The organism is Desulfovibrio simplex, from assembly GCF_055387835.1.
In genome coordinates this window covers 550,492-566,827 of record NZ_AP042377.1, presented here as the reverse complement: position 1 = coordinate 566,827, position 16,336 = coordinate 550,492, and the positions used below count along the sequence as shown (strand labels likewise).

14 protein-coding genes are annotated in these 16,336 nt (G+C 58.4%); 4 read left to right on the top strand and 10 right to left on the bottom strand.

The window, feature by feature from the left end:
- Nucleotides 1-725 precede the first annotated feature (725 nt).
- The 10 genes from ACZ5DH_RS02295 to ACZ5DH_RS02250 form a co-directional block, all read right to left on the bottom strand.
- Entirely contained in the window at nt 726-1,661 is a 936-nt protein-coding gene (locus ACZ5DH_RS02295) for a DMT family transporter (RefSeq protein ID WP_464255544.1), read from the bottom strand.
- Nucleotides 1,662-2,075: 414 nt separating this feature from the next.
- A complete protein-coding gene (locus ACZ5DH_RS02290) occupies nt 2,076-2,990 on the bottom strand; it encodes a D-alanine--D-alanine ligase family protein (protein WP_464255543.1) in 915 nt (304 codons plus the stop codon).
- A complete protein-coding gene (locus tag ACZ5DH_RS02285; protein WP_464255542.1) occupies nt 2,953-3,663 on the bottom strand; it encodes an HDIG domain-containing metalloprotein in 711 nt (236 codons plus the stop codon). Before ACZ5DH_RS02285 ends, ACZ5DH_RS02290 begins: the two co-directional genes overlap by 38 nt.
- Nucleotides 3,664-4,423: 760 nt before the next feature.
- Nucleotides 4,424-5,593, bottom strand: a complete 1,170-nt coding sequence (locus ACZ5DH_RS02280) for a lytic murein transglycosylase (RefSeq protein WP_464255541.1) — start codon at nt 5,591-5,593, stop codon at nt 4,424-4,426.
- A gap of 119 nt (nt 5,594-5,712) precedes the next feature.
- Nucleotides 5,713-6,405, bottom strand: coding sequence for a LexA family transcriptional regulator (locus ACZ5DH_RS02275; RefSeq protein WP_464255540.1), 693 nt, complete (start codon nt 6,403-6,405; stop codon nt 5,713-5,715).
- A gap of 35 nt (nt 6,406-6,440) precedes the next feature.
- Nucleotides 6,441-7,289, bottom strand: coding sequence for a protease modulator HflC (gene hflC, locus ACZ5DH_RS02270; RefSeq protein WP_464255539.1), 849 nt, complete (start codon nt 7,287-7,289; stop codon nt 6,441-6,443).
- Nucleotides 7,289-8,452 (bottom strand): FtsH protease activity modulator HflK, encoded by a 1,164-nt coding sequence (gene hflK, locus ACZ5DH_RS02265; protein WP_464255538.1) that lies wholly within the window; start codon nt 8,450-8,452, stop codon nt 7,289-7,291. Before hflK ends, hflC begins: the two co-directional genes overlap by 1 nt.
- Nucleotides 8,453-8,977: 525 nt before the next feature.
- The gene (locus ACZ5DH_RS02260) at nt 8,978-9,238 is read right to left on the bottom strand and encodes a hypothetical protein (RefSeq protein WP_464255537.1); all 261 of its coding nucleotides are present in this window, start codon (nt 9,236-9,238) and stop codon (nt 8,978-8,980) included.
- Nucleotides 9,239-9,833: 595 nt separating this feature from the next.
- Entirely contained in the window at nt 9,834-11,492 is a 1,659-nt protein-coding gene (locus ACZ5DH_RS02255; protein ID WP_464255536.1) for a ribonuclease J, read from the bottom strand.
- A gap of 39 nt (nt 11,493-11,531) precedes the next feature.
- A complete protein-coding gene (locus ACZ5DH_RS02250) occupies nt 11,532-12,953 on the bottom strand; it encodes a TolC family protein (protein WP_464255535.1) in 1,422 nt (473 codons plus the stop codon).
- Nucleotides 12,954-13,721: 768 nt separating this feature from the next.
- On the opposite strand from ACZ5DH_RS02250, the gene tolQ reads away from it, so the two are divergent.
- The 4 genes from tolQ to ACZ5DH_RS02230 all read left to right on the top strand — a co-directional run bounded on the left by tolQ (nt 13,722) and on the right by ACZ5DH_RS02230 (nt 16,335).
- Entirely contained in the window at nt 13,722-14,417 is a 696-nt protein-coding gene (gene tolQ / locus ACZ5DH_RS02245) for a protein TolQ (protein WP_291302927.1), read from the top strand.
- 1 nt (nt 14,418) lies between these two features.
- Nucleotides 14,419-14,877 (top strand): ExbD/TolR family protein, encoded by a 459-nt coding sequence (locus ACZ5DH_RS02240; RefSeq protein WP_179981077.1) that lies wholly within the window; start codon nt 14,419-14,421, stop codon nt 14,875-14,877.
- 8 nt (nt 14,878-14,885) lie between these two features.
- A complete protein-coding gene (locus ACZ5DH_RS02235) occupies nt 14,886-15,845 on the top strand; it encodes an energy transducer TonB (protein WP_464255534.1) in 960 nt (319 codons plus the stop codon).
- A gap of 130 nt (nt 15,846-15,975) precedes the next feature.
- Nucleotides 15,976-16,335, top strand: a complete 360-nt coding sequence (locus ACZ5DH_RS02230; protein WP_464255533.1) for an energy transducer TonB — start codon at nt 15,976-15,978, stop codon at nt 16,333-16,335.
- The last annotated feature ends 1 nt before the right edge of the window (nt 16,336 follow it).

Sequence of the window (16,336 nt, the reverse complement as noted above, 5' to 3'; positions counted from 1 at the left end):
TGCATTTCAGGCAGAGGGTTAAGAGTGCCTGCACACTGCCCTATATGAAAATGAAAGTCAATATCATACCCCTATGACACGAACACGTTCACGGTGCAATCGCCGCCGCTGCGAAGGCGAACCGCCCCGCTGCCGCTGGTGCCTTCCTAGAGCAGATTAACTTTGAAATGCTTCACATTTCAAAGTGTTCATTCAGCCGAAAAATGCGATTTGCGGTAGCCGTTAGCGGGGCTTTACCGCTTACGGATAATCAATGCTGTCTTTATCCGTAAGCCGCTGACGCTGCAACGGCTGACGCGCCCGCAGGGCTTGCCTGAACCGTTGACGGAACCGTCTTACGGGGCAGGACAGCATCGCTACGGATGGCGACAGCGATTGTATGGAGTGAACTGTGTAGTTACTCAGGCTGTCTTTATCCGTAGCTTCCTGCGTCGCAACGGCTGAAGCTCGGCTGAATCCACGCCACGTTGTGGCGCGCTGCACTTTCGTGCAGCTTTAGAGCATTTACACTTTGAAAAAGTGTAAATGCTCTAAAGCTGATCTTTTTGAGATGGTGTGATGCCTTGACGACGCTGCCTCTGGAAGCACCTCTCCAGATCAGCAAACTCTTCGCGATATACTAAGACGTAATAAGAGTTTTAGGGGGTGGGGGCGTGGGGGAGGAGACCCTTTTGCAAAAGGGTCCCTCCCCCACAAAGACTGCCGTACCTCATTTCGTTGCAGCCTTATGTGTTTTCCTGTCCCCGCCGTTGCAGGGACTCGGCTTTTCTTCTCACGCCAAACTGCCGTATTTCGGACACCACAAGGCCTGCCAGGGTCAGCGCTGTGCCCAGTGCCGCCATCCCGGTTATGCGCTCTTGCAGGATGAGGGCGGCGGTAATGACTGTCACCACCGGCACAAGATAAATATACACGCTGCTCTGCACGGCTCCCAGCCGTTTGATGGCGAATGTCCAGGCCACAAAGCACAGGGCCGACGCGCCGAGGCCCAGAAAGACCACGTTGCTCCAGTTTACAAAAGCGCCAAACCGGGCCAGATCCCAGTGAAAATTCATGAAGGGCAGGCAGGGAAGCATGAACAGCAGGCCGTAAAAAAAACAGCGCCGGGTCACCTGAAGACTTTTATAGCCAAGGGCCAGAATCTTGCGGGTAAGTATGGAGTAAAAGGACCAGGCCAACCCGGCCAGCACTGCCAGCAGGTCCCCAAGAGGGTTGAGCTGCAACTGCGTGCTGCCGCTGAAGCTTATGAGTCCGATGCCTGCAATGGCCGCCGTAAAGCCAAGAAAAAAGTTGAGGCCGGGTTTTTCAGCTTTCAGCAGCCAGAAGGACAGCAAGGCCGTGAAAAACGGCGACACGGCCACGATAACGCCCACATTGGATGCGAACGTGTGGGTAAGGGCGATATTTTCCAGCAGAAAATACAGTGTTACACCGGCAAGCCCGGCCCCGGCGAACAGCCATTCCTGTTTGCGTTCCGTAAGCCGCAACGCGTGCGGACAGGCCAGCCACAAGGCCGTAAAGCCCAGGGCAAACCGGAAAAAAAGTATTTCTATGGGGCTGAAATCACGCAGCAGCACCTTGGTGGAAATGAACGTGGTACCCCATACAAGCGTGCAGAACAGGGCCGCCAGATGGCCGGGCAATTTTTTTCTATCAGACATAAGACCATAACTGTTGAAGGGTGCCGGTCATAAATGGAGCTGCAATCTGCCGCCGCAAAGCATGCCCCGCCTCGGGGAAGCCACGGCCCGCCATGACGCGATGCCGTGGCGGGCCGATCAGTGCCATACTTTCCTGCCATATCCGTATGCAGGCATATCAGGCTGCCTGCAAAAGCTGCCCCCAAGGCGGAGTACCACTGAGGATACGCGGCCCAAAAGCCGCAATTCGCCCGCTGCGGCACGTAACAGCGGAGAGAATCCACGCCTGCTCCTTGCGGCGGGCACCCGCTCTCGCAGTTGCCGGAACAATTTCACGCGCAGTGTCAGGCGACCAAAGAGCCTTGCGGCCAATGGCAAAGGAGCCTTGCGGACGGCGACAGCATCGCCAATGACCGTGCCCGACGCCGCGAAAAACTATTTTTTGCCGCAGTCCGCAAGTCCCAGTTCCATAAGACGCTCAAGCAACTGGCCAAAATCCAGTCCTATGGTTCTGGCTTCACGCGGCACAAGGCTGGTCGCGGTCATGCCGGGCAGCGTGTTGACCTCAAGAAGCGTGAGGCTTTCATCCGGGCCAAGAATGAAGTCTGCCCTGCTGTAGCCCCTGAGACCAAGCACCCTGTGCGCGGCCAGGGTCAGCTCCTGCACGCGAACCGTAATCTCGTCACCGATGGGCGCCGGGCATATTTCGCGTGCGCCGTCCTGCGCGTACTTGCTTTCGTAGTCGAAAAAGTCGCCAGCCACGGGTTCGATAAGAATGGGGGGCAGAGGTTCCTCGCCCAGGATGCCGCACGTCACTTCCTTGCCATGCAGAACCGGCTCCATAATGACCTCTTCACCGGCAGCGAATATCTGGCCCATGATGTCGTCAAGCTCGACGCGGTTGGCGGCGCGGCCAAGCCGCAAGGAAGATCCTCCGGTATTGCTTTTGACAAAGAGCGGATACGGCAGAAGCGGCTGCCAGCCCTTTTCGGGCGGCAGGGGCACAAATTCCCAGTCGGCGGTGGGCAGGCCCGCCAGGCGGAAGAGCTGCTTGGCCGCGCATTTGTTGAGCGCCAGAAAAGAACCCGCAGGGCCAGAGCCCTGATAGGGGCAGCCCACGCGCTCCAGCATGGCCTGCACAAGGCCGTCTTCGCCCGGAGCGCCGTGCAGGTTGATGAGGGCGAAATCATGCTTTTTGGCTTCATCCAGCAAGCGGTTGAAGTCAGCAAGCAAGTCAAAAAAAGTGACCTGATGGCCGCGCGCTTCCAGGGCCGGAACCATGGCTCGCGCGCCGCTCAGTGAAACCTGACGTTCAGGGGACCAGCCGCCCGCAATCAAAAGAATCTTCATACAGAGTCCATCCCAACTGCGCCGAGAGCGCGCTTTCAATATTTTTCCCCTGATGGAAGGCGGCGTAAATTCCTTCACGGGCAGCCTCGCTGTGTCCATAGCGGCCCAGCAGATCATCGTACCGCTCTTCCAGGCTGACGCAGGCATCATGCCTGACCCTTTTGTCAGCATACATCACGAAAAAAGGCAGGGCGCAGATGCCGCTTCCTTCAGGGAGCGGCCACGGCCACCAGACATGCATCATAACGCCCTGAGCGATGGCGTAATCGCCGGTTTCAGCCACTGCCCAGGCTGCGCCCACCTGGGCATGGCTGCCGCCGTGGCGCACGCAATAGGTCTTGGCTATGTCGTGCAGCAAGCCTCCGGCGCGCACTTCATCAACATTGACGTCAAAGCCGAGATCCGCAGCCCTGACAGCCAGAGACGTGGCAATATGGGCCACCAGCAAAGAGTGCCGCCTGATATTGGGCAGCATGTCGTATTTGTTCCACAGGGCGAAACAGGCATCGTCCCCGGGAACAGCGTTCACCTGACGCCCCAGGCCGGGCAACCGTGGAAGATCGGCCAGAGGACGTGGCGCCCTTGCCGTGGAGGAGTCGGACCGCGATGTGCACTTCATGTCGAAAGTATGCCACCCGATGGGCCCGATGGCAAGAAAAGCTGCGGAGAACATGCGTTCCTGACATGCGCCGGCCCAAAAAACGCGCGTCCGGCGCTCGTTAGAACGCCGGACGATTTGCGGGCACACTACCGCAAATACCCACTTCAAGCGCCACGTCCGGCTTGCGCCGATGCGATGGAGAATGAACGGGCCGGAGCCGGGCACAGCCCGGCATCGTGGCTTTGGCATTTCTGCAAACACAGTGTTCCAGAAATGTTCCTGTTGACGGGACAGGCAGCCACGCATGGGGCAAAGCCCCATATCTTGTTTATCGACTGATGAAAGAATTCCTTGAGAGAAACTGACGCCCGTGAAGCAGCTTGCTTTTGAGAATATATGTTTTCAAATAATATGTCACGCCTCTCACGGTGCCGCAGCTTTGCGGTTTGTGGGGCAGCCTTTTCATTGTTTACACCGCGCTCATGATGGCCGACAGTGAAAAATCAACGGTTCTGTCCGCTTTGGGGGGCGCTGCCGGCGTTCACCGCCCCTGCCCCACCGGCGTCCGCTCAGGCCGCGGGCGAAGGGATTTTAAGGCGCCAGGGCTTTAGAGCATTTTCACTTTGAAATTGCTCTGGCGACTGCGTGAGCAGGCGCCCGCAGCGAAGGCGTAAGCGCAATTTATTTGCGCTGTTAAGCGCCGAAGCATGCGTGTCTTAAACTTTGAGAATGTCCATTCTCAAAGTTAATCTGGTCTAGGGCATACGCCCAGGGATTCGGATGCCGCAGCCAGTCCCTCATGAAAGGCGGCCGTTCAGACTGCGGAAAAGAGTTACTTGGATGTTTTCTGGCCGCCCGACGGTATGCCGCCGGATGGAGCCTTGCCCTTGGGCAGGGATTTTCCGCCCTGCCCGGCCGTGCCGCTGCTGGTAATTTTGCCTTTTTGAGCGGCGTTATCCGGTTTGCCGGGTCCGGCGGCTTTGACAGGAATGGCGGGCTTGGCAACGAGGTCCGCCAAAGCCAGAATGGTGTTGGCGTAGATGACCGATTTATTATAGGCCATGAGCACTTTGTGCTGCTGGGCGCGGTTTATGCCCGGCTTCCAGCCATGCCGCGCAAGATAGTTGGACAGACTGGCCACGGCGTCGGGCACGTGAAACAGGTCCACCTTGCCGTCTCCGTCGCCGTCCGCGCCGTATGCCGCGATATTGGAAGGCATGAACTGGCAAAGCCCCACGGCCCCGTAAATGGAACTCGGCAAATACCGGGGGTCCAGATCATCCTGCAAAATATGGGTGACAAGAGCACGCACTTCTTTATAGGCCCAGTCGGCGCGCTTGGGCATGGTTTCTTCAAACCAGGGCAGATGCTCTTCATAGCCCGGCATGCGGGGCAACCATTGACTGATATCGTCAGGCTGGCGGCTTACCGCCATGCTCGCCAGGGTGAACAGCGCGTTTTCGGGCACATCGGCAAGTATCTTGCCAAGGCGCGTCTCCACAAAGAGGAGGGCCACCGCCACGGACGAAGGCACGCCAAACCTGGTCTGGGCCTGGCTGAAGGCCAGCTTGTGCTCGGCCACAAAATCACGGCACAGGCGCGCGTTCTGTTCCGTTACGACGCCCTTATAATATTGCGTTGCCGGAGGAGTGACGGAGGGCGGCTTGGGCATGAAGCGGCTTTTATACAACTCAAGCATTTTGCGCCCCATGGGAGACTGACTGGGCACGGGCGCGAGCGTGGCCAACAGGGCGTCCACCCTGGGGCCTGAAAGCCCATCGGCAGCGAGCCGCCGGGCCAGGGGCTGCCACACGAGGGGGAGCCCTTCAATGCTCTGCCCGGCAAGGCTGCCGGACGGAGATTGCAGGGGTTGGCCGGAAGGCGCCGCAACGGCTTCGCCGTTTTGCGGGACGCCCGGCACAACGCCCTTGGCCGGAAGGTCGGTGGCAGTGGTTTTGCCATATCCCGTAAATGCCGGGCTGGCCTGGTCTGGGGGGGACACGGGCTCGGTGTGCGCACCGCCACAGGCAGCCGCAAGCATACAGCACGTCAGACAGCAGACCAGCCAGGCAGTCCTGAATAAAGGCAACGCCACGTTACCAACCGGGCTCAGGCGCATTCTTAAAGTTCCTGAAGAATCCATACCACCCGACCCAACAGACGCTTGGCCAGCAGGTCCGGCGTGAGTGTAGTTTCAGGAAAATCCGCCGAATCAGAGCGCAATATATAGCCATCCTGGGAGCCATTCAGGAACACACGCCGCAGGATCACGCCCTCGTTGGGTGCGAAAAGCGCGTATATGCGCCCCGAAATCACGTCCTTATCCAGGGTGTCCACGCCAAGAAGAGCGTCGGGCATCACGGTGGGGATCATGTTGGTTCCGCGCATGCGCAACACGCAAAGTCCGTCTCGTGTAAACGAATGCGGCAGCGATATCTTGCCCGCTATATCCAGGAACGGTCGCGGCTGGTCATCACTGTAGTCAGAGCGCATCTGATAGATGGAAACCACAACTCCTCTGGCCAGGGTATCGCCGTAGTGGACGGCGCTTTCAGCCAGGGAGGCAGGGGCGTCCTGCGGCATATAGCCCTGTTCAGTGCGTAGGTACATGGGGCCTATGCCCTGTTTGAGCCAGTCGGGGTTTAGCCCGAATTTTTCAAACAGTTTCATAAACCAGTCGCCAGGCACTGAATTGCGTCGTTTGGCATCGGAGATGCTCGACTGACGTATATCCAGCACTTCGGCCAATTCAACCTGGGTGCGGCTGTTTGTCGCCAGCTTGATACGTTCGTATATTTCTGCAAAGGCAGGCATGGTCTTGGACTCCGTAACGCGGCGAAACCGCGTCATCAATGTTGAGGATTAAGAAGAGGCGCTTCGTTGGCCAGCACCATCTTGCTGTTCTCCTTGAGAGATTTTCGCATGGCTTCCAGCCAGCGTTGGTACGCGTAAAACTGGGGAGCCTTGTTATAGGATTGTGCGTAGACAGAGGCGGCCTTGGCATCGCCCGTGCCTCGCGTAATCTGCGCTTCTCGCGCAGCTTCAGCCAGAATGACAGCGCGCTGGCGGTCTGCATCGGACCGGATGCGCGTGGACTCTTCTTCACCTTCAGAGCGGTACTGCTTGGCCTGGCGTTCACGCTCGGCCCGCATACGCCCAAAGATGGCACGCTGGTTTTCCGGCGGCAGGTCTGTGCGCTTGATGCGCACGTCCAGCACTTCGACACCGTAACTGTGCATCAGGGCTGAAACTTTATTTGTCACTTCCTTCATGATGGCCGCGCGGTGGGATGAAACAACTTCTGTAAGCGTGTATGCGCCCACCAGGGCCCGCAACTGGGAGTAAACAACATCGTCAAGTCGTGCTTGCGCGCCAGGGATGGAGCGCATGGTACGATAAAACTGCAAAGGATTAATAATCTTCCAGCGGGCGTAGTTATCAAGTACAATGGCCTTTTTATCTACTGTAAAGGCCTCACGCGAGCGGGCTTCGTAGTCCAGCACCCGCGAGTCGAAGTACACCACATTCTGGATAAAAGGCATCTTGAAGTGCAGTCCGGGTTCATACACCCTATCCAGGGGTTCACCCAGTTGCAGCACCAGGGCTGTCTGCGTCTGATGCACAGTAAAAAAACATTGACTGCCAACAACCGCAACAACCAGCAACACTATCACTATTGTCAAAGAATTATTACGCATCACTTCTTCTCCAAAACCCTGGGGGCAGCTGGCGCGCCCACTCCGGGCAAGGTCAGGTAGGGCAGGGCCCGCGATGCCGCAGGGCCGTCCAGAAGCACCTTTTCATCCGCGCCGGCAAGAATATCTTCCATTGCTTCATAGTAAAGGCGCTGTTCCGTAACCTTGGGAGCCTTGCTGTGCTCCGCGCTCAGGGCGTCGAAGCGGGAGGTTTCACCCTCGGCGTTGCGCACGCGCGTGGCCTGATAGGCTTCTGCCTCGTTGAGCATGGCCGCCGCCTGACCTCGTGCCTTGGGCAGAAGTTCGTTGCGGTAGGCTTCAGCCTCATTGATGATGCGGCTTTTGTCTTCTCTTGCGCTGGCCACATCCTTGAATGCGTCAATAACTTCGTGCGGGGGGTGCACATCCTGCAGCTGCACGGCCAGCACCTGAATACCCGCCCCGTAACGGTTAAGAATCGTCTGCAAAAGCTGGGTGGCTTCGCTCTGGATCTTCAGCTTGCCATCGGTGATGGCCGAGTCGATCTGGCTGTTGCCGATAACCTCGCGCATGGCCGCCTCGGCGGCGTTGCGAACGAGGGCGGTGGGCGCGCTGACGTTAAAAAGATACTGTACCGGGTCGTCTATCTTGTACTGCACGCTGAACTGGACGTTGACGATATTTTCGTCCCCGGTGAGCATCGACGCTTCTTCCGAAACGGTACGCACCTGACCCTGCTGGAAGGTCGCGCTCTGCCCCACGGAACGGAACCCGACCTCACTGCGAAGCACCTGGGTTACCTGGGGCTTGTATACACTTTCTATGGGCGCGGGCAGCGCATAGTGCGGCCCGGGGCCTTCAGTACGGTTATATTTGCCAAACCGCAGCACAACGCCCTGTTCATCCGGATTGATTATATAAATGCCTGACAGCAGCCAGAGAACCACGACTCCAAGCCCTACAAGCAAAAACCCTCTTCCATTGGGAAACCGTAATTGCGAAAGCTTCTTGAAGGGATTTTCGTCCCCTCCGCCGGGTCTATTAAAAGGGGTACGCTTTGCTCGGGGGGCCTGCTGGCGTTCCTGCCCTTCATCATCTGGTTCTGTCTCTCGTTGTGGTCGGGGTGGAGGATTGCCTCCCTGCTGCCGCTGCCGCTTTTCTTGTAGCTTATCCCAATCCCAATTCATGACGGAGTTTTACCCTTTTTACGTCGTAGCGTGATCCCGACTTTTTGAAGCCAGGAAACACCTACGTTTTAGTATGGTGTGAAGTGGTAAAAATAGGGCATGAATGCTGCGCGGTCAAGGACACCGTGCCAGTCGCGTAAACAAGTGCATACTGGATAAGGTATAGGCCTTTCTCCGTCAAGACGACCTAGTAAATTACTAGGCAACCTTGCGCCCCTTTGCGTTCAACCTTTTATTCACACCGTAAAGCTCACGCACGAAATTCAAAAAATCGGGCATTCCATAACTGCAAGGTATACGAAATCGACGGAGCCTGACGTTGCATTTGCAATATTTTTAAAAATTTTTGCGTATTTTATGCAAAAAGCATTGAACTTCCGAATTTTGCGTCATATCGGGGCTGCCGCCAGCGCGACCACAGACCGCAAAAAGGCGGCCAGACACACCTGCGCGGCGTTGCGGCTACATGCCGCAAGGCGCGCCGGGTGTTCTGCCCGCAGAGACAATGTCGCAATGCGCGTAGCGTCAATGTGCCAGTTGCACTACATACCCTGTATCGGCATCAACGCTTGGGCTGCGCAGCCTGGCTCCGGCAAGGGGCACAACCCGCATCACATCCACCACCTCAGCTTTGACAACAAAACCGGGAGCATACAGCAGTCCATCCCGAATCTTCTGGCCTCCGCCTTCCTGCCAGAGCAGCATGCCGAAAAACAGCCCACAACCCAAAAGAGCAGTGCACAGCATAATATAGGGAAACCTGGCAGCCTCGCTTGCCTTGTTCATGACAGCTCCTTGCGGCAGTTTTTACCGCCGCCAATTTCTTGTCATGAAAAAGCAATATCCATGCCGTCACGACGCATGTCGCACGACAACACCCGGCATGCTTCGAAAAGAAGAACAGCCTCACTCGAGCCCGTACCTGACAACGCTGGCTCCCGGCGCACTTCCCCTAGAGCGCAGGCCACTGCATCGCCCAAGACGCGCCGGAACCGCTACTTTCCGTTTCGCACGGGCTGAAGACAACATCCGGAGTTTCCCGGCCTGACCGCGCACCCCAAGGACAAACGCCAGGCCTCCGGTACGGCAGCGACATGCCGAAGGTCTGCGCGCCCCAGGGGCTCCAGTTCTTGCGCGCCACATACCCCCGATGTCCCCCTGCGCCCCGCGACGGTCAGCACCGGCCCATAAGACTCGCGCTGGCCTCACTGGCCCGTAACGGCCAACCACGCCAGCTACGAGCAGGCCACAGGTGCAAACACACACTCTCAACGCGTATGGCGCGCCGTTGCGACGTTTGGCAACTCTGGCAAACCGCGTCTGGCCTCCACTGCTGGCGTCTGCCCGCGCGCCGCCAAAGCTGTTTTGCTTTGAAGCTGCGCTAAACCTCGCTGATAATGGCCACCACCACAGGATCACGCTCAAGCACACGGCGGAAGAAACGCCGCAGCGACGAGCGTATGCCCTCCTGCATGCGATTGAGCTGCCCGGGACGGGCCGCTTCAATTTCGTCCAGCACAAGACATTTGGCGTCTTCAAGCAGGTGGCTGTAGTGCTGCTCGAACACAAAGCCCTTGGAGATCATCTCCGGCCCGTGCAACACGCTGCCGGTTTCCGAATCCACAACCAGCACAACAATGACCATGCCCTCATCGCCGAGGATGCGGCGCTCACGCAACACGGCATAGCCCACATCGCCAACGCCCTTGCCGTCCACGAGCGTACACTCCACGGACACCTTCTGTTCCAGCCTGAAGGAATCTTCCAGCAGGGTCAGGGGCTGCCCGTCCTCCAGAAGAATGACGTTCTCTTCTTTGACGCCACACTCCACAGCCAGGCGGCCGTGTTTTACAAGGTGCTGGTACTCGCCGTGCACGGGCACGAAAAGCTCGGGCCGCACGGCCTCGAACATTGCCCGCAGCTCTTCGCGCTGGGCGTGGCCCGATGCGTGTATGGCGTGGACGCTTTCATACAGCACTTCCGCGCCCATGCGGTACATTTCATTGATGAGCTTGGACACAGCCTTGGCATTGCCCGGAATCATGCGCGAACTCATGACCACGGTATCGCCCTTGCGGATCTCGAGCTGCCGGTGGCCGCCAAGCACCATGCGCGACAAGGCCGACATGGGTTCGCCCTGCGCGCCAGTGACCACAAGAACCTGCTCGTCGTCAGGCAGATCGGGCACGCCGTTATGGGCGTTGAAAAACGAAGGCGGCAGCTTGGCTATGCCAAGATCACGGGCCATCTCTATATTGTTGGCCAGGGACTTTCCGCTGATGACCACGGTACGCCCGAATTCGCGCGCAAGATCGAACACCTCTTGTATCCGCTGGATATGACTTGAAAAAAGCGTAATGACAATGCGTCCTTCCGCCCTGGCAAAAATCTTTTCCAGCGAATCCTTGACTTCTCTTTCCGTGAGAGAATGCCCCTCACGCATGACGTTTGTGGAATCTGAAAGCAGAAGACGCGCGCCCTGCGGCCCCGCGAAATCGCGAAAAACGCCCAGGTCCGTGCCCGTGCCGTCAAGAGGATGCGGATCGATCTTGAAGTCGCCGCTGTGGACAACGCGCCCGATGGGCGTTTCCACCCCAAGGCCGAAGCCTTCGGGAATGGAGTGACAGACCGGAAAAAAATGGAAGGTCAGGTCGCCCAGGGGCAGCACCGTTTGCGCGTTCACGGGGCACAGTTCCGCCCAGTCGAGAATTTCACGCTCGCGCAGCTTGTGTTCCACAAGGGCAAGGGTAAAACGCGAACCAAAGATGCGCGTGCCCTTGAGTTCGGGCAAAAGCCAGGGCAGAGCCCCGATGTGGTCTTCGTGCCCATGCGTGAGCACAATGCCGAGCAATTTATCTTTTATGGCGCTGACTGCGCCAAAATGCGGGATAACCACGTCCACGCCCAGATGGGCGTCGTCAGGAAACATAAGGCCGCAGTCCACCATGACCACGCCGCCTGCGGTTTCCCACAACTGACAGTTAAGGCCGATTTCTCCAAGGCCCCCCAGGGGCGTAATTGTAAGGTAGGGTTCTTTCATTCCTCTTTCGCTTGTGCTTGGGCGCGCCAGGCATTCGGGTCAGCGCCTCATAAGGTCCGGTTGAAATTCGCCCATGGCCACATACAATTGCGACAGGGCAGTAAGATAGTCGGCCTTGGCCCCCGTCAGGGCTGCCTGGGCCGTGGTGAGCTTGGACGATGCGTCCAACACGTCAAAGTTGGTGCCCACCTGTTCCTGGTAGCGGGCCAAGGCCACATGGTAGGCCTCGGTGGCCTGCTCCACGGTTTTTTCCGCCACATTAATGCGTTTTTCCGCTTCACGCACGGCCAGCAGCTTGGACTTGATGTCATACCCCACGCTGAGCTTCAGATTTTCAGCCTCATAGCGCATCTTGGTGACAAGCCATCCGGCTTCCTTGTCGGCGTAATAGGTAGTGCCCCACTGAAAAACATTCCAGGTGGCGCGCGCGCCCACTTCCCAGGTCTGCGAACGCGAACCGTTGCTGCCGTCCTTTTGCAGGTCGGGCGTGTTGCCGCTCTGGGTTATATTATAGTAGCCCTCTACCTGCGGATAATAGTCGCTCTGTACAGCCTGCTGATTCTTGCCGGCGATCTCCACCGACTTGGCGGCCATATACAGATCCGGGCGCTGGCGATAGGCAGCCTCAAGGCATTGCTCCAGCGACAGTGTAAAGGGCACGTGGGCAAGCTGCCCCGTGTAATTAACCTGCGCGGTGGCCGGAATCCCCAGCAGCGTGTTCAGCCGGGCATGGCTGGTCTCACGATTGTTTTCAGCGATGATTACCGAATTTTCCGCCTGGTACACGTCGACTTCGGCCTGCAGCACATCAAGCCTGGGGCGCAGACCAACATCAAAAAAGGCCGTGGTGATGCGCAACTGATCACGCAGACGCGCCAGGGCGTCACGTTCGCTGCGCACGCTCTCTTCATAGCGCAAAAGATTCAGAAACTGCGCCTGCACCTGTTCCGTCATGGACAGTTCGGCATTGCGCAGGGCCGCCTTGTCGCTGTCGGCCTGGAGGGCGGCCTTCTGGTAGTTCGCCAGCAGCTTGAAGCCCTGAAACACCGGCTGTGAAACTTCCACGCCCCAGCTGTACGAGCCCATCTTTGGCGGCTTGACCGTGGAGGGACTGCTCGTTTTTTCCTGCTTGGCCGTTGAATAGGTCATGCCAAGCCTGGGGCCAAAAGCGCCGCGCGCGGACTTGCGGCTTTCCTCCGACGAGCGCCCCTGCGCCTCCTGCGAACCGAGGCTGGGGTTAAACTCCAGAGCGCGGCTTACGGCATCGTGCATGGCTATGCGCATCGCCCCGGCATCATTTTTTCCCGTACCTGCCCTTGTTCCGTCCTGCTGCCCAAGACTGCGCTGCCCCTGAAAAAGCGGAACAGCAGCCCCAGGCCCCGCACCGCGCTGTGCCGCGATGGATGGGGAGCAAAAAAAGACCAACAGGAGCGCAAAAAAGAGGATTGACGAGCGAATCACTGAAACCGCCGTAATTGAAGAGGTGGCACGCGCCCTGGAAGCGGCGTATGGGAAGGTGGCTCTTGCATTGCCTGCATACAACGCGCAACACGTCATTGGCAACATGGCCCGGCACACCCTCGACGTGACACGCTGGTCAGCCCGGCATGGCCCGGCATGGCCCGGCTGGCTCGGCAATACGCGCCCAAGCATATAGGACTCAATGAAAAAAATAAATATAAAATATTTCATACCGCCGGGTGGAATTCCCCCACCGTCCTGCGTGGCCCGGGCTTTTTTTCACCCGGCTTGCCAAAAAAACTTCTTCATATACTATCGATACCGAGCATGGCACAGCGGGCCTCGGGAAAACCGGCGGCATTCAGGCCGTCAAAAACGCTCTGCGGGGCTACACGGCCTGTTTTTCAGACAAAAGTCGGCAGGGGGCACAAGGCCGCTGCCGCGCGCAACTGCCGCCATATGGGTGACCAAGACCGCGCCGCGCGGGCGCAGGCCCGAGCTTTGTCAATCATCGGACTTGACGAACCGCCCGGACAGGTGCATTCCGTTTCGGCGTGCAGGTTTCAAAACCCCGCCCATAGCGAGCCAGGGGCAAAAGGTCTAAAAAAAATCTTGAAACTTTGCCCCACTCGTTGCATTCTCCGCCAGAGCCTTATGCGGCTGTGACGGCGCTGCCGTCATGACCGGCGCTTTTTTGCGCCCTGCGTTCCGGCACTACTTGCGGCGATTTGTGAAAAACACGGCTGCTGCGCACTTATGGAGAACTTCATGGAATTCAGTTTCTTTTCAATGATTGCCCAGGCGAGCCTGGTGGCCAAGGCGGTGCTGGCTCTTCTGGTCGTTATGTCCATTATCAGCTGGGGCCTGATGATCCAGAAATTTTTCGCGCTCAGCGCCGCCAACAACAAGGCGCTCAACGGCACGGAAGGGTTTGAAAAAGCCCCCAACCTGCGTGAAGCCGTGCAATCTCTCGGCGCCGATCCCGCATCTCCCCTCTACTATATAGCACACCAGGGCGTGCTGGAATTCAACCGCTCCAAGGAGCTGGGCAACAGCAGCGAAGTTGTGGTGGACAACGTCCGCCGCGCCTTGCGCCAGGGTGTGGGCAGCGAACTGGCGCGCCTGCAGCGCTCGCTTTCGCTTTTGGCCACCACGGCCAACACCGCGCCCTTTATCGGCCTGTTCGGTACGGTGTGGGGCATCATGAGCTCGTTCCACTCCATAGGCATGCTCAAATCCGCCTCACTGGCCACCGTGGCTCCCGGCATTTCCGAAGCCCTGGTCGCCACCGCCATCGGCCTCGCTGTGGCCGTGCCCGCCACCATCGGCTTCAACATCTTTATGGGCAAGCTTTCTCAGGTGGACACGCTGCTGGTCAACTTTGCGGGCGTCTTCCTGAACCGCGTACAGCGCGAACTCAATGCCCACCGGCCCGTGCAGCGCACGGGCGCCACGGAGATGTAGCATGGGTGCCAACGTCGGAGGCGGCAACAAATTCGTTTCGGATATCAACGTCACGCCCTTTGTGGACGTCATGCTGGTGCTGCTCATCATTTTTATGGTGGCAACGCCCATGATGAGCCAGGGGCTTGAAGTTGACCTGCCCCAGACCACGCAGGTTGAAGTGCTGCCCACTGAAGCCGACCATATGGTGCTTACCGTGCGCAACGACGGCAAGATATACCTGGACGAATACGGCGTGGACAGTATGGAAGACCTTGAAGGCTACCTGCAACGCCTGGTCAAAGAAAAAAATAAAACGCTCTTCCTTCAGGCAGACAAGGCTGTACCTTACGGCACTGTGGTGGAAGTTATGGGACATATCAAGGCCGTTGGCATTGAAAAGCTCGGCGTCATCGCCGAACAGCCCGATCAAGCCCCGGCCAAGGGCGGCAAAACCGCCCCTGCCCGCGCCCCGAAGTAGGTTTTTGTATGCGTCTGGCCTCGTATGTTCTTTCCCTGTGCCTGCACCTGGCGGCTTTTCTGCTCATCTGGTTCTGGCCCAGCCCCCCGCCTGTCCGGCTTGACGCGCCTCCTGTCATGATCAGCCTGGTGGAAGGCGCGCCTGGCGGCAACCGTACGCCGTCCCCCATTCTCGGGCATATGGGCGCGCCGGGCGACGGACCTCTTGCGCCCACTCCGCCCGCGCCCAAGGCAGAAGTTGCCGCCCCGGAACGGGTTGAAGTAAAACAGCCTTCTCCCGTGACGCCGCCGCCCAAGCACGATGTGGCCCCGGTCAAGAAACCCGAGCCCAAACCGGAACCGAAACAGGAACCCAAGCCCGAGCCCAAGCCGGACGCTACGCCAGTGGCCGCCAAAAAAGAAAACAAGCCCAAGGAACCGGAAAAACCCAAGGAAGCTGAAAAGCCCAAGGATCAGAAAAAACCGGAGCCTGCCAAAAAAGACGACAAAAAAGGTCCCCAGAAGCCTGCGGAAGATCCGGTGGCCGCAGCCCTGCAACAGGCCAAGCGCAACGCCACTTCACGCGCGGATTCGGGCGACAGGGGCAATGCCGTTGAACAGGCCCTTGCCCAGGCCCAGAAAAGGGCCGGCGGCAATCGCGGAGGCGGCGGCGGCGAAGGCTCTGGCCCCGGCGGCGGCGGACTCGGCGACGTCTATCAGGGACAGGTCATGTTGGCGGTACGCCCCAACTGGGGCTTTACCTCGGCAAGCCGCAGAAACCTGAGCTGCGTCGTGCACGTGCGCGTGGACATGCAGGGCAAGGTGCAACAGGCCGTCATATCGCAAAGCTCGGGCAACTCCCAGTTTGACGCCTCCACGGTGAACGCCATCATCCGCACCAGCCAGAGCGGGGACTTCCCCGCCCCGCCTTCCGCGGAATACGGCGACATGGACCTTGTGTTCACCTATGACGAACTGATGGGCAGATAACGCCAGCAACTCCACACCCGCAAAGGGATCTGAGGCCGCGATGCCGCTTTTGCGCATGATCACAGGACGCGCACTGGTGCGTATACTCTGTACGCTATGTCTTGCGCTCCTTCTGACTTCATGCGCTGGTGTGACATCAGCCCCTCAGATCCCGGCCGATGCCGGAAAAACGTCAGAGAACACGCCATCCCGGCCCAATGCCAAAACAGCCTGGGAGCTGATGCCTGAAAAGGTGCGTGCCAACTGGGGCTTCACGTCGGCGCATCCCGTGTGGCTCAAATGTCTGCTCGTCGTAGCAGTGGACAAGAGCGGTAAAGTGCAGCAGATTACAATGGTGCAACGCTCTGGCAACGAGCAGTTTGACGCGTCGGCGCACAACGCCATTATACGTACGGACAGGGAAGGGGGCTTTGCGCCGCCCCCCTCTGGCCAGGATTGTCAGATAGAATTTTTCTTCACGATGGACGGAGATACCAGACGTCCGTTTTAAC

What these genes read in the sequence shown, in the direction of transcription:
- ACZ5DH_RS02255 (WP_464255536.1), bottom strand. Translation starts at nt 11,492, where the DNA reads ATGAAAGAACCCTACCTTACAATTACGCCCCTGGGGGGCCTTGGAGAA.
- ACZ5DH_RS02290 (WP_464255543.1), bottom strand. Translation starts at nt 2,990, where the DNA reads ATGAAGATTCTTTTGATTGCGGGCGGCTGGTCCCCTGAACGTCAGGTT.
- hflK (WP_464255538.1), bottom strand. Translation starts at nt 8,452, where the DNA reads ATGAATTGGGATTGGGATAAGCTACAAGAAAAGCGGCAGCGGCAGCAG.
- ACZ5DH_RS02295 (WP_464255544.1), bottom strand. Translation starts at nt 1,661, where the DNA reads ATGTCTGATAGAAAAAAATTGCCCGGCCATCTGGCGGCCCTGTTCTGC.
- tolQ (WP_291302927.1), top strand. Translation starts at nt 13,722, where the DNA reads ATGGAATTCAGTTTCTTTTCAATGATTGCCCAGGCGAGCCTGGTGGCC.
- ACZ5DH_RS02285 (WP_464255542.1), bottom strand. Translation starts at nt 3,663, where the DNA reads ATGTTCTCCGCAGCTTTTCTTGCCATCGGGCCCATCGGGTGGCATACT.
- ACZ5DH_RS02235 (WP_464255534.1), top strand. Translation starts at nt 14,886, where the DNA reads ATGCGTCTGGCCTCGTATGTTCTTTCCCTGTGCCTGCACCTGGCGGCT.
- ACZ5DH_RS02275 (WP_464255540.1), bottom strand. Translation starts at nt 6,405, where the DNA reads ATGCCTGCCTTTGCAGAAATATACGAACGTATCAAGCTGGCGACAAAC.
- ACZ5DH_RS02260 (WP_464255537.1), bottom strand. Translation starts at nt 9,238, where the DNA reads ATGAACAAGGCAAGCGAGGCTGCCAGGTTTCCCTATATTATGCTGTGC.
- ACZ5DH_RS02240 (WP_179981077.1), top strand. Translation starts at nt 14,419, where the DNA reads ATGGGTGCCAACGTCGGAGGCGGCAACAAATTCGTTTCGGATATCAAC.
- hflC (WP_464255539.1), bottom strand. Translation starts at nt 7,289, where the DNA reads ATGCGTAATAATTCTTTGACAATAGTGATAGTGTTGCTGGTTGTTGCG.